This window comes from Arthrobacter sp. MMS18-M83, from assembly GCF_026683955.1.
Classification (GTDB): domain Bacteria; phylum Actinomycetota; class Actinomycetes; order Actinomycetales; family Micrococcaceae; genus Arthrobacter.
In genome coordinates this window covers 1,076,623-1,089,988 of record NZ_CP113343.1, presented here as the reverse complement: position 1 = coordinate 1,089,988, position 13,366 = coordinate 1,076,623, and the positions used below count along the sequence as shown (strand labels likewise).

The following is a 13,366-nucleotide window of genomic DNA, read 5'->3' as shown; positions in this document are numbered from 1 at the left end:
ACACGCAGCTTCCTGCAAAGCACTACCTTCGCGCACAACCGCGGACCGCACCCAGCGGCCCTGTAGAACATTGGAGTACCCATGGCAGCAAAATCCGTCCTCGACCAGGTCATTTCCCTCTCCAAGCGGAGGGGCTTCGTGTTCCAGGCCGGTGAAATCTATGGTGGCTCCCGCTCTGCGTGGGACTACGGCCCCCTGGGTGCCGAGTTGAAGGAAAACATCAAGCGCCAATGGTGGCAGAGCGTGGTCCGTGGCCGCGAGGATGTTGTTGGCCTGGATTCTTCCGTGATCCTGCCGCGCCAGGTATGGGAAGCTTCCGGCCACGTGGAGGTGTTCTCGGACCCGCTGGTCGAGTGCCTTTCCTGCCACAAGCGCTACCGCGCAGACCACCTCGAAGAAGAGTACGAGGAAAAGAAGGGCCGTCCGGCCGAAAACGGCCTCAAGGACATCGCCTGCGCCAACTGCGGCACCCGTGGCGAATGGACCGAACCGCAGGAGTTCTCCGGCCTGCTCAAGACCTACCTCGGGCCGGTGACCAGCGAAGAAGGCCTGCACTACCTGCGCCCGGAAACCGCGCAGGGAATCTTCGTGAACTTCAGCAACGTACTTACCACGTCGCGCAAGAAGCCGCCGTTCGGCATCGGCCAGATCGGCAAGTCCTTCCGCAACGAGATCACGCCGGGCAACTTCATCTTCCGTACCCGCGAGTTCGAGCAGATGGAAATGGAATTCTTCGTCGAGCCAGGCACGGACGAGGAATGGCACCGGTATTGGATGAAGGAACGCATGTCCTGGTACACCGATCTGGGCATCCGGCCAGAGAACTTGCGCTTCTTCGAGCACCCTCTGGACAAACTGAGCCACTATTCCAAAGGCACCACGGACATCGAATACCGCTTCGGTTTCCAGGGCTCCGAGTGGGGCGAGCTCGAGGGCATCGCCAACCGGACCGACTTCGACCTGACCACTCACTCGAAAGCATCAGGCCAGGATCTGAGCTACTTCAACCAGGCCACCGATGAGCGTTACACCCCGTACGTAATCGAGCCCGCGGCCGGCCTGACCCGCTCCTTCATGGCCTTCTTGATTGACGCCTACACAGAGGACGAGGCCCCCAACACTAAGGGCGGCGTCGACGTCCGCACTGTCCTGAGGCTCGACCCGCGACTTGCCCCCGTCAAGGCAGCCGTGCTTCCCCTGAGCCGGAACGAGGATCTGTCCCCGAAGGCGAAGGACCTGGGCGCCCAGCTGCGCAAGAACTGGAACATCGACTTCGACGACGCCGGCGCAATCGGCCGCCGCTACCGTCGCCAGGACGAGATCGGTACTCCGTTCTGCATCACAGTGGACTTCGACACCCTTGACGACCAGGCGGTCACGATCCGTGAGCGTGACACCATGAGCCAGGAACGCGTCTCGCTCGACAAGGTTGAGGGCTACTTGGCCGCACGACTGATCGGCGCTTAAGCGTGTCAATCGAGTACCGCGAATGGCGTGATGGCGACGATCTGGCGCTCCTGGAAATGTGGGGTGGGCCAGAGACCCTGCCGGTCCAGCAGTTCCGGCCAGCACTGGCGCCATCGGGCAACGGCGGCGAAGGCCAGCCTTGGCGCCGGTGCATCGTGGCGGAAGACGTTGTTGACGGCATCGGCATCCCGGTGGCTGCCGGCGTGGTCCACGAAGCTTCCCTGCACCCGGAACGCCTCTGGGCCTACATCGAGGTTGCCAAGGATCACCGCCGGAGCGGGATAGGGGCCACGCTCCTCACCATGCTGCGACGCGAGGCCGAACAGTCGCCGTCGGGGGTTACCAAGCTGCGCAGCAAGGTGGAGCCCGGCACTTCCGGTGCCGCTTTCGCCGAGTGGGCAGGGCTCGCGCCCATCCAGCGCTCACAGCTTGTGGTGGTGGATCCGGAGCCGTTGAGGCTTCCGGTGTTTGGCGACGGTTCCGAGGAAGCGGCTTCCGAGCAGATTGAAGACCTCGCCACGGGATCCGTGGAACTGAGCGACCTCGTCGGCCGGTACTACACCGCAGTCCACCACTGGGACAGCCCGGGCGAACTCGGCATCCCCACGGTGCAGCGGCTGTTCCTTGACGAGCTGACGGGGGCGCACGGTGCCGTCGTGCTGCGCGCTCCGAAGGCCAGTGCTTTTGGTTCGGGCGTTCCGGCCACCCGCAAGGGCAAGTTGCAGGCCTTCGCCATCAGCTATGCCCAGGGCAGCTCGGATGAACCCTCGGAAGTGTTCCTGGGCCACGAACCGCGTTTGCAGGATGACGAGGCCCGCGAGGCAGTCCGTGATTTGCTGGCGCTTATTGCCTACCAGCATCCGGTGCTCCTTGAAGTGGACGATTCCATGACGGCTGTGCGCGCAGTCGTGGATCCGCTGCTCGAGCTGGGCAAAGCGAAGCTCCGTGGTCCGGACACGTTGGTAGTCAGCGAATAGCTGGCGGCTAGCCCAACTAACTCGCAGTTGTTGTCGTTGTGAGCCCTCATAACGACAACGACTGCCAGTCAGTTGGGTGAACCCTTGACGCCGCCGCTGCCCTGGGTGTAGGCATGACGACGTAAGCCCCGGCCGTTGGTCTGGTGGGGCAGCGGCGGGTGGAACTATTCCGGTCTCATGAAGAGAATCGGCGGTAACACCCATGAATGGAACAGCCCTGGACGGACTGCGAGAACAGCTCCGTGGGCAACTCGTCACCCCAAGCGATCCTGACTATGATTCCGCCCGTGCCGTCTATAACGGGATGATCGACAAACGTCCGGCAGGGGTTGTCCGTGTGGCCCAGGTAGCGGACGTCATTGCAAGCGTGAATTTCGCCCGGGACAATTCCCTGCCCTTGGCCATCCGCGGCGGCGGCCACAGCGCTCCCGGTTTCGGGACCTGGGACGATGCCCTTGTCATCGATTTCGTCAACCGCACCGGAGTGCGTGTGGACCCCGAAGCCGGTACAGCCCGTGCCGAAGCGGGAACGACCTGGGCAGATTTCAACCACGCCACCCATGCCTTCGGGTTGGCCACCACCGGCGGGATCGTGGGGTCCACCGGCATCGCAGGCCTGACCCTGGGTGGCGGCATCGGCTATCTTGCCCGCAAGCACGGACTGTCGTGTGACAACCTGATCTCCGCTGACGTGGTGACAGCGGACGGCAAGTTCGTGACCGTCAGCGAGACCCGGAACGAGGATCTTTTGTGGGCGCTGCGGGGAGGCGGAGGAAATTTCGGAGTAGTGACGTCCCTGGAGTACAAGCTGCACCCCGTGGACATGGTCCACGCTGCGATCATCATCTACGGCATGGAGCACGCTGAGACCGTTGCGAAGTTCTACCGCGACTACATGGACACTGCCCCTGAGGAATTCGGGGCGTTCCTGGGCTTCCACCAAGGGCCTCCCGTACCGTTCCTGCCGGAGGAGTGGCACGGAAAACCAGTCTGCGTGGTCATTGGCATGTGGACCGGTGATCCTGGAGAAGGACCGGCCCGCTGGCAGCCGTTCCTGGATGTCGCCCCCGTGGCGGGTTCGCTGGTGGGGCCCATGCCGTACCCGGCACTCAACTCGGCATTTGATCCGCTGCTTCCGAAAGGAATGCAGGCCTACTGGAAAGCGGATTTCCTCTCCGAGCTCAACGACGGCGCCATTGCGGCCCATCTTGAGTACGGAAGCAAAGTTCCGAGCGTGCAGACGTCCGTCCACGTCTACCCGATCGACGGTGCGGTGCAACGCGTGGGCCAGACGGACACCGCATTCGTCAACCGCGGCGTCAAGTTCTCTCCGGTGATCGCCTGCATGTGGAACGACCCCGCAGACAACGCGGCGAATATCGACTGGGTCCGCAGTTACTCCGCGGCATTGCGCCCGTACTCCTCGCCGGGAGGCTATATCAACTTCATGGACGGTGATGATCAGGGCAGGATCAGTGAGAACTACGGGGTCAACTACGAGCGGCTGCAAGCCATCAAGGGCAAATACGATCCAGAAAACCTCTTCCACGTGAACCAAAACATCAAGCCCGCCTGAACCCCAGCACCAAGCCCAACTGGCTCGCAGTAGTTGTCGTTTTGACGGCTTGTCATGTCTCGGGACCTCGTGGACAGTTCATGTCTCATGACCTTGTGGACGGTTGATGTCTCATGACTTCGTGGACACTTCGTCCGTGGGTGGTTTGAGGCGCGGGTAGCGTGTCCGTTTCCGGCGTGCTCCGGCGGGGTCTGCTGCGATGCCTGAGGGTTTGCCGTTGCCGACGTAGCGGGTGCCTTTGACAGGCAGGGGGTGGGTGGTGATCTCGGTGCCGCGGGTGTCGAAGAACATGATCTCGGCGTGGTCGTAAACGATGTGCACGGTGCTCCCGGCCAGGTCCTGGCCGATGTTGAACGCGGTTCCCAGCACGGTAACGCGGCCGTCGTTCCTGACGAGCCGTTGCGTGCTCCGTGCCGGTGCCGGGACGGTCATGGCGGGTTCCGGGAGGGCCGGTGCGGGTGTTTTCGGGGTCGCGTCCCAGGCTTCCTGCGGGGTCAGGGCCCCGGGCAGGGCCTGGTGTTCGCGTTCGGTGTTGTAGTAGTGGTCGAAGGTATCGATCTGGGCTTGCAGGACGGGAATCGACGGGGCCGGCGGCTGGCGGTGCAGGTACTGGTGCAGGGTGCGGTGGAAGCGTTCGTTCTTGCCCTGGGTGGTGGGTTTGCCCGGTCTGCCGGTGATCGGTTCCACACCGTGGGATTTGAGGAACTCCACGAGTGCGCCGGTGCGTCCGCGGCGGGTCGGGTTCAGGGCCGCGCCGTTGTCGGAGAGGAATTTCTCCGGCACGCCGTGGCGTTCGATGGCCAGGGCGACGACGGCGATCGCGGCCTCGCTCGTTTCCCCGGTGGCCGCCAGGGAGGCCAGGGCCAGGCGGGAGTGGTCATCGAGGAGCTGGAAGACCGCCACGGTCTTCCCGTCGGCCAGCCGCCACTCGGTCGCGTCGATCTGCCAGCACGCGTTCGGTTGCGGGTAGACGAACCGCTGGTAGGCGCTGCGGGGCTTCTTCCGCGGCTCGGGCACCACGACACCGGCCCGGTCGAAGATCCTGGCCACCGTCGCCCGGGACGGCGGGGCGAAGCCTTGCCGGGACAGCTTTGCGATTACCGACAACGGGCCGTGATCCAGCCCCTTGGCCTCAAGATCCGCCCGGGTGGCCAGCAGGAGTTCGACCATCGCCGGTGCCGTGGCTTTCGGGCTGGTCAACGGCACCGGGCGCTTGATCTCCAGGGCCTTCACCGGCCCGACGCGTCCGGCCGCCGTGCGGACCTTGTAGAACCAGGCACGCGAGACACCGTGTTCGGTGCAGAACGCGCTCACGGCACCGCGTGGCGCATCGGCCGGCCACGTAGCAACGGCATGACGGACACTGATCTTCGGGGCGGGTTTGCTCATGAACCAGAGCAAACCCGCCCCGTCTGTCTACGAGGTCCTGAGACACACTGTCCACGAAGTCATGAGACATAAGTGTCCATTAAGTCATGAGACTCCACAGTCGTTTTGACGGCTCAAAACGACAACAACTGCCAGTCAGTTGGGTGGGACGCCGCGCCGGCCCACGTAGGGTTGTAGGCATGAGGTTTTGCAGCTAATGGGTCACGGTCATTCACACGGTCACACGGAACACTTGGCGCCAAGCCCACAGGCGCTGGTGGCGCGCAAACGGGCCAACTGGCTCCTCGTAGCCGTGCTGGCGCCGCTTGCCGCGCTCACGATCGTTGCCATGCTGGTCATGTGGCCGTCGGGGAGCAAGGCCGGCATATCCCTCGCGAGCCCCTACCAGGCTGCCCCGGGCGTGACGTTCGATACGGGCAAGATCCAAGCCGTCACGCAGGAGAACTGCTCCCAAGGTGCGCAAGCCCAAGGTGCCCAGGCTCCGGGGACGGACCAAAGCAACGGTGCGCAGCAGCAAGGTTCCCAGTGCACCTTCGCGTCCACGCAGCCGGACAATGGCGGCAGTCCCGTCAAGGTGGTTATCAACCCTGACGTCGCGAAATCCCACGGCGTGAAAGTCGGGGATAGCATCCGGTACTTGAACCTCTCCGGCGTGCAGGGCGCAGCGGCGGGCAACGGCTCGCCGTCGTACGTTTTCCTGGATTTCGTGCGGAACGTGCCCATGGCCCTCTTGGCGATCCTGTACGCAGTGGTGGTCATCGCAGTCGCGCGCTGGCGCGGATTCAGGGCGCTGCTTGGACTGGCCGGAGCCTACGTGGTGCTGGTCAGCTTCATGCTTCCAGGACTCGTGGAGGGCAAGCCGCCACTGCTCGTGGCGTTGGTTGGCTCCACCGCCATCATGATGGGGGTGCTCTATTTCGCCCACGGCTTCTCGGCCAGGACATCCACCGCCTTGCTGGGCACCATCTTCGGCCTCAGCATCACGGCGCTGCTGGCAGCCTGGGCCACAGACGCGGCCAACCTGACCGGAGTCGGCAGCCATGACGCCGCTGCGCTGGTGAACATGTCGGACAAGATCTCCATTTCCGGGATCATCTTGTGCGGGCTCATCATCTCCGGTCTAGGCGTCCTGAACGATGTCACCATCACCCAGTCTTCGGCCGTGTGGGAACTCTATGAACTCGCGCCTGAGACGAGTGCCCGCACGCTGTTCACGTCCGCCATGCGGATTGGCCGTGACCACATCGCCTCCACGGTCTACACCATCGCCTTTGCCTACGCTGGCGCCGCGCTTCCTATCCTGATCATTGTCATGCTGTACGACCGCCCGCTGGTAGATGCGCTCACCAGTGCAGAGTTGTCCGAGGAAGTCATCCGGACGCTGGTGGGCTCCATCGGCCTGGTGCTGGCCATCCCCGTGACCACGTTGATCGCGGTCCTGGTGGTCAAGGCGACCGGTCCCAGGCGGCTCGCGGCAGCCGACGCCGCGGGTCCGCAAGCAGCTGACGACGACGGCAACGTTCGTGAGCTTGAAACCGCAGAGTCCGCGGACGCCTTCGAATCGTTCGACACAGGCGAGCTCGCCGCCGTCGTCATGACCAGGCGGGCACGCAGGGAAGCAGAACGTCGCTAGCTCTCGATGACATTTGTCATCCCTCATTGGTGACACACGCCCGGGCATGGTCCACGGATCCAGGCTTTGATGGGTAGTGGAGCAAACCATCAGCCAAGGAGCGTCATGACAACAACGAGTGTGCCGGCCGTCCACGCAGCCGGACTGCACAAGAGCTTCGGGAAGGTCCACGCCGTCCGCGGCCTGGACTTGACCGTGCAGCCGGGGGAGGTGGTGGCGTTCCTCGGTCCCAACGGGGCGGGCAAGACCACCACTATCGACATGATCCTCGGATTGAGCGCCCCGGACCAGGGAAGCGTTTCCATCTTCGGGCACACTCCCCGGGGTGCGATAGCCCGCGGCCAGGTGGCAGCCGTGATGCAGACCGGCGGTTTGCTGCGGGACATCAGCGTCCGCGAGACCGTGCAGCTCAACGCAGCCATGTTCGATTCCTCCCGCCCGGTGGACGAAGTCCTGGCCCGGGCGGGCATCCTGGAGATCGCGGACCGCAAGGTCGAGAAGTGCTCGGGCGGCCAGCAGCAGCGCGTGCGGTTCGCCATGGCGCTCGTCTCCGATCCTGGATTGCTCATCCTGGACGAGCCCACTACAGGCATGGACGTCGCCGGGCGGCGCGACTTCTGGAGCGCCATCAGGGCCGACGCACTGCGCGGACGGACCGTCATCTTCGCTACCCATTACCTCGAAGAAGCCGACGCCTATGCGGACAGGATTGTCCTGGTCCGGCAGGGCAGCATTGTTGCCGACGGTACCGCCGCCCAAATCAAGAACCTGGCCTCCGGCCGCACCGTCAAGGCTTCACTTCCTGCAATAGAGCGCGGGCTGCTCGCCGGGATGCCGCCGGTGGAAAGCATGGATTACGACGGCGGGCGCCTCACCGTCCGCACCGGCGACTCGGACGCCGTCGTCCGCTACTTGCTGAACAACACCGGGGCGCACGACGTCGAGGTGGCAGCCAACAACCTCGAGGAGGCCTTCGTCGCCCTCACTGGAGACGACGCCGCACCGGAATCCACGAGCATCACTTTTGAAGGAGACCTCGTATGAGCGCGGCAACAGTCATCCAGGACCGGAAGCCGTCCGCGGGCGGGGTCAACCGCACGTTCCTCTGGATCGAGATCAAGCGGATGCTCCGGAACCGCCGGACCATCATTTTCACGGTGTTCATGCCGGCCGTCTTCTTCTTCATTTTCGGCCTGTCCAACAAAGACAAGCTCCTGCCCAACGGGCACAGCTACGGCCAGTACATCCTCATCAGCCTGACGGTTTACGCGGCCATGACCGCTGCCACGGGCGCGGGCAGCCAAGTGGCAGTGGAACGCGCCCAAGGCTGGAGCCGCCAGCTTCGCCTCACGCCCCTCCTGCCCGGTGCATACATCGCAGTGAAAGCCCTGGCCGCGCTGACGCTGTCCCTCGTTGCCGTCGTCGCCCAATTCGTCATCGGTGCCCTCGCCGGGGTCACCATGGACGCGCAGACTTGGCTGACAGCGGGGTTGGTAGCTTGGCTGGGCTCCCTGGTCTTCGCGGCCCTCGGCTTGTTCGTCGGATACCTCATGCCGAGCCAGAACGTCATGCAGATCCTCGGCCCGGCCCTGGCCATCCTTGCCATGCTCGGTGGACTGTTCATGCCGATCGAGATCATGGGGGAGACCTTCGGGAACATCGCCAAGTTCACGCCCGCATACGGGATCGGGCAACTGGCCCGGAGTCCCATCACCGGCACCTTCGACTGGGCGTGGATCGTCAACGTGGTTCTCTGGCTCGTGATCTTCGTGGCCGGGGCTGCGTTGGCTTTCCGCCGCGACACGAAACGTGTCTGAACAGGCCGCTAGGGTAAGCACCATGACCAGCAACGCAGGCGGCACTTCCCCCAGGGATGTGTTCACCGGAAACGTGTTAACCGGCACGATGTTCCGCGGGCCGGGGCCACGGGGGTGGTTCATCGGTGCGGGACTCTCCGTCCTGCTCTGGGCCTGGCCGACCTGGAACACCGTGTGGTCCGTGGACGAGCCCTTGGCCTGGAAAGTGGCTGGGTCGGCGTCCCTGCTCGTGTTTTTCGCGGCCTACGCCTTCGTGCCCCCGATCAGTTGGCGGCTTGGCGTCAGGACAGGCATCGTGTCCGTCTGCATCCTGCTGGCGCTGAACGGCGTGATCATCTTCTTCATCGGACGGGATGCCTTGTGGACCTGGACTTTCCTCGCCTGCGCTATCGCCATGACCACCCTTCCGCCGCGCGCGGATTTCTTCCTCATCGTCACCTTGTCCCTTTCCTCCCTCTCCACCCAGCTGTTGACGGGCAACGCGGAGCAGGCGTTGCTCCAGTCCGGGCTCATCCTGTCCCTCGGCCTCATGATGTCCGCCTTTGGGCGCCTCATCAGGCAGACGGCACGGCTTCGGGAAGCGCAGACCGAGTTGGCTGATGCCGCGGTCGCTGCCGAACGCAGCAGAGTGGCCCGGGACATGCACGACATCCTGGGGCATTCCCTGACGGTGATCGCCGTCAAGGCCGAGTTGGCCGGGCGGATGCTGGACGCGGTCCCCGGTGACCCTGCCCGGGACAGGGCCGCTGCCGAGATCGCCGCGGTGCAGGACCTTGCCCGCGGCGCGCTTGCCGATGTCCGGGCCACGGTGTCCGGTTACCGCGGCGTCAACGTCCTGGCGGAGCTCGCAGTCGCCCGGACGGCATTGGAATCGGCCGGGATCGACGCCGAATTGCCGGGGACCGTTGAACAGGTTCCGGCAAGGCACCGGGAACTCTTCGGCTGGGTGTTGCGCGAAGGGATCACCAACGTCGTGCGGCACTCCGGCGCCGCGCGCTGCCGCGTCCGGTTGACGGCGTCGAGCGTTCTGGTGGAGGACGACGGCGTCGGCCCGGCATCCGGGGGCCGCTCGGGGAATGGACTGGCCGGGATCCGCGAACGCGTGGGGGCCGCCGGAGGAACTGTCAGTATTGGCCCGAGTGACCTGGGAGGGTTTAGATTGGCGGTTGAGGTATGAGCATCCGATTGGTGATCGCAGACGATCAGGCGCTGGTGCGCGGAGCGCTGGCAGCTTTGCTGGGTCTGGAGCCGGACATCGAGGTGGTCGCAGAACTGGGCGACGGGACCGGGGTGGCGGCCGCCGTCGTCGAGCACTCCGCCGATGTGGCAATGCTCGACGTCGAGATGCCAGGCCTGGACGGCATCAGCGCGGCAGCGGCCGTTCGGCAGGCCGCGCCAACGTGCCGGGTCCTCATGGTCACCACCTTCGGACGGCCCGGCTACCTCAAGCGCGCCATGCAGGCAGGAGCCTCCGGGTTCGTCGTCAAGGACACCCCGGCGCGGCAACTGGCCGAAGCCGTACGCCGTGTCCACCAGGGCCTCAGGGTGGTGGACCCAGTGCTCGCCGCGGAATCATTGACCGCCGGAGACAGTCCTTTGACCGAACGCGAGGGGGAGGTGCTCAAAGCGGCGTCCGACGGCGGAACGGTCGCCGATATCGCGAAGTCGGCGATGCTTTCCGAAGGGACTGTCCGCAACTACCTGTCCGCGGCCATGTCCAAGACCGGCGGGCGGACCCGTGCTGAGGCCGTGCGGATCGCCGAGGACAACGGCTGGCTGCTCTAGCGTCCCGGCTTGAGCGCTTGGGTGCGGGCCGATTTGCCCCGCTTTGAGACAATGGACGGGTGACTGTAGTAGCAACACCCCCTTCGCCCAAGCTCGAGCTGCCCCCGTTGCGGCTTGGCAGGATCACGGTGGACACTCCCGTGATCCTGGCCCCGATGGCCGGAATCACCAACTCGGCGTTCCGCAGGCTGTGCCGTGAATACGGCGGCGGCTTGTACGTCGCCGAGATGGTGACCTCCCGTGCCCTGGTGGAGCGCACGCCGGAATCGTTGCGCATCATTTCCCACGACGACGACGAAAAGGTCCGCTCCGTGCAGCTGTACGGCGTGGACCCCGTCACCGTGGGCCAGGCCGTACGCATGCTTGTCGAAGAAGACCGCGCGGACCACATCGACCTCAACTTCGGCTGCCCCGTACCCAAGGTCACCCGGCGCGGCGGTGGTTCCGCCCTTCCCTGGAAGATCGACCTCTTCACTGCCATCGTCCAGACTGCCGTCAAGGAAGCCTCCAAAGGCGATATCCCGCTGACCATCAAGATGCGCAAGGGCATTGACGAGGACCACCTCACGTACCTCGACGCCGGCCGGATCGCCCGCGACTCCGGTGTTGCCGCCGTCGCGCTCCACGGCCGCACCGCGGCACAGTTCTACTCCGGCCAAGCCGACTGGTCCGCCATCGCCCGCCTGCGTGAGGCCCTTCCGGACATTCCGGTGCTTGGCAACGGCGATATCTGGTCCGCCGAAGACGCAGTGCGCATGGTCCGTGAAACCGGGATCGACGGGGTCGTTGTCGGCCGCGGCTGCCAGGGACGCCCGTGGCTCTTCGGTGACCTCCAGGCGGCCTTTGAAGGCAGCGATCAGCGCCACCGCCCGGGCCTGCGGGAAGTTGCCGACGGCGTTTACCGCCACGCCGAACTCATGATCGAGACCTTCGGCAACGATGAATACAAGGCCCTGCGCGAAATCCGCAAGCACATGGCTTGGTACTTCAAGGGCTACGTGGTGGGTGGGGAACTGCGCGCCAAACTGGCCACCGTACCGACCCTCGAGGTCCTGCGCGAGCTGCTGGACCAGCTGGACATGGACCTGCCGTATCCGGGCATCGACTCGGAGGGCCCGCGCGGCCGTGCAGGTTCACCCAAGAAGCCGGCCTTGCCCAAGGATTGGCTCCTCAGCCGGCAAATGGACGCGGACCAGACCCGCGACATCGCCGCGGCCGAACTCGACGTCTCAGGCGGCTAAAGCGCGGCCTGGCCTCGACCCGTACACGCGCACGGCCCGAGTCGTGGAAAACTGGCTGCATAGGCACCGGCTGAAGAGACGCTGGTGGACGGCAAGCGGAGGAGGCGGATACCCATGGGAATTGAAGCGATGTCTGCGGCACGCACTGCCGAAAACGGAGCGGTCATTCCAGGCTATGTGGAGGCCGACTCGGCACGCTGGGTCCAGGAGCCCCGGAAGAACACCTACCGTTCGGACTTCGAGAGGGACCGGGCGAGGGTGCTGCATTCTTCCGCGCTCCGGCGCCTCGGGGCGAAGACCCAAGTGGTTGCCCCGGATACCGACGATTTCGTCCGCACCCGCCTGACGCACAGCCTTGAAGTGGCCCAGGTAGGCCGCGAGTTGGGCCGCGCGCTTGGTTGCGATCCGGATGTTGTGGACACGGCGTGCTTGAGCCACGATCTTGGCCACCCGCCCTTCGGCCACAACGGTGAATCCGCCCTCAACGAGGTAGCCCACGGAATCGGCGGCTTCGAAGGCAACGCACAGACCCTTCGCCTGCTGACCCGGCTTGAGCCAAAGGTCCTCACCCCCGACGGCCTGCCCGCCGGGTTGAACCTGACCCGCGCCAGCCTTGATGCGGCTTCCAAATACCCGTGGTCCGCCGTCGACGCCCCTGTCATTCACGGACAGCGGAGCAGCAAGTTCGGCGCCTACGAGGACGATCTGCCGGTATTTACCTGGCTTCGGGACGGTGCGCCCGGGAACCGCTCCTGCATCGAGGCCCAAGTGATGGACCTCGCTGACGACATCTCCTACTCGGTCCACGACGTGGAAGACGCCATCGTTGCCGGTCACTTCCAGCTGAAGTGGCTGGACAACCCGGATCACCGCGCACGGGTAGTGGGGTACACCAAGCAGTGGTACCTGCCCCACAACGACCCCGCGGAAATCGATGCCGCCCTCGCCCGCCTCGAAGCCACCAGCGTCTGGGTCCGTGAGGCTGACGGCAGCCGCAAGTCGATGGCCGCGCTGAAGGACATGACCAGCCAGCTGATCGGCCGCTTTTGCCAGAGCGCCTTGGAGACCACACGGGCCCACTTCGGCCCGGACCACCTCACCCGGTACGGCGCGGAACTCATGGTTCCGGAAGGAACCACCACGGAGATCGCGGCCATGAAGGGCCTTGCCACGACATTCGTGATCTCCACCGACCACCGGCAACCTGTCTATGAACGCCAACGGGAAGTCCTGCACGCCCTGGTCGGCGTACTCAATGCGAGCGGAGACCGGCATCTGGAACCGATGTTCGCTGCCGACTGGCGGGACGCCCCCGACGACGCCGCCCGGCTTCGCGTCGTCATCGACCAAGTGGCGTCCCTGACGGACGCTTCGGCGCTGGCGATGTACGAACGCCTGGTGGGTAGTTTGCCGTCGCTCTGGTAGCCGCCCCGGTAATCTCCGGCCCGGGTCCGCCCGTGCGGAGCGACTAGGATGGTGAC

General features: G+C 64.9%; 11 protein-coding genes. 10 read left to right on the top strand and 1 reads right to left on the bottom strand.

Going from position 1 to position 13,366, the window contains the following annotated elements; all coding sequences use genetic code 11:
* Positions 1-81 precede the first annotated feature (81 nt).
* The 3 genes from OW521_RS05210 to OW521_RS05200 all read left to right on the top strand — a co-directional run bounded on the left by OW521_RS05210 (position 82) and on the right by OW521_RS05200 (position 4,020).
* The gene (locus OW521_RS05210) at positions 82-1,467 is read left to right on the top strand and encodes a glycine--tRNA ligase (RefSeq protein WP_268023523.1); all 1,386 of its coding nucleotides are present in this window, start codon (positions 82-84) and stop codon (positions 1,465-1,467) included.
* A gap of 2 nt (positions 1,468-1,469) precedes the next feature.
* Positions 1,470-2,444, top strand: coding sequence for a GNAT family N-acetyltransferase (locus OW521_RS05205; protein ID WP_268023521.1), 975 nt, complete (start codon positions 1,470-1,472; stop codon positions 2,442-2,444).
* A 202-nt stretch (positions 2,445-2,646) separates the two neighbouring features.
* The gene (locus OW521_RS05200) at positions 2,647-4,020 is read left to right on the top strand and encodes an FAD-binding oxidoreductase (protein WP_268023519.1); all 1,374 of its coding nucleotides are present in this window, start codon (positions 2,647-2,649) and stop codon (positions 4,018-4,020) included.
* Positions 4,021-4,131: 111 nt separating this feature from the next.
* Here OW521_RS05200 and OW521_RS05195 read toward each other — a convergent pair whose 3' ends face one another.
* The gene (locus OW521_RS05195) at positions 4,132-5,409 is read right to left on the bottom strand and encodes a DDE-type integrase/transposase/recombinase (protein WP_268023191.1); all 1,278 of its coding nucleotides are present in this window, start codon (positions 5,407-5,409) and stop codon (positions 4,132-4,134) included.
* A 196-nt stretch (positions 5,410-5,605) separates the two neighbouring features.
* Between OW521_RS05195 and OW521_RS05190 the strand changes: the two genes are divergently transcribed.
* The 7 genes from OW521_RS05190 (at position 5,606) to OW521_RS05160 (ending at position 13,310) form a co-directional block, all read left to right on the top strand.
* Positions 5,606-7,042, top strand: a complete 1,437-nt coding sequence (locus OW521_RS05190) for a YibE/F family protein (RefSeq protein ID WP_268023517.1) — start codon at positions 5,606-5,608, stop codon at positions 7,040-7,042.
* Positions 7,043-7,147: 105 nt separating this feature from the next.
* Positions 7,148-8,086: an ABC transporter ATP-binding protein gene (locus OW521_RS05185; protein WP_268023515.1), complete on the top strand. Its 939-nt coding sequence runs from the start codon at positions 7,148-7,150 to the stop codon at positions 8,084-8,086.
* The gene (locus OW521_RS05180) at positions 8,083-8,859 is read left to right on the top strand and encodes an ABC transporter permease (protein ID WP_268023513.1); all 777 of its coding nucleotides are present in this window, start codon (positions 8,083-8,085) and stop codon (positions 8,857-8,859) included. Before OW521_RS05185 ends, OW521_RS05180 begins: the two co-directional genes overlap by 4 nt.
* 22 nt (positions 8,860-8,881) lie before the next feature.
* Positions 8,882-10,036: a sensor histidine kinase gene (locus OW521_RS05175; protein WP_268023511.1), complete on the top strand. Its 1,155-nt coding sequence runs from the start codon at positions 8,882-8,884 to the stop codon at positions 10,034-10,036.
* Positions 10,033-10,644, top strand: coding sequence for a response regulator transcription factor (locus tag OW521_RS05170; protein ID WP_268023509.1), 612 nt, complete (start codon positions 10,033-10,035; stop codon positions 10,642-10,644). Before OW521_RS05175 ends, OW521_RS05170 begins: the two co-directional genes overlap by 4 nt.
* Positions 10,645-10,703: 59 nt before the next feature.
* Complete coding sequence (gene dusB, locus OW521_RS05165) at positions 10,704-11,885, top strand: tRNA dihydrouridine synthase DusB (RefSeq protein WP_268023507.1); 1,182 nt, start codon at positions 10,704-10,706, stop codon at positions 11,883-11,885.
* A 114-nt stretch (positions 11,886-11,999) separates the two neighbouring features.
* Positions 12,000-13,310 carry a deoxyguanosinetriphosphate triphosphohydrolase gene (locus tag OW521_RS05160; RefSeq protein ID WP_442781213.1) on the top strand — a complete coding sequence of 437 codons (1,311 nt, stop codon included), beginning with the start codon at positions 12,000-12,002 and terminating at the stop codon, positions 13,308-13,310.
* Positions 13,311-13,366: the final 56 nt, after the last annotated feature.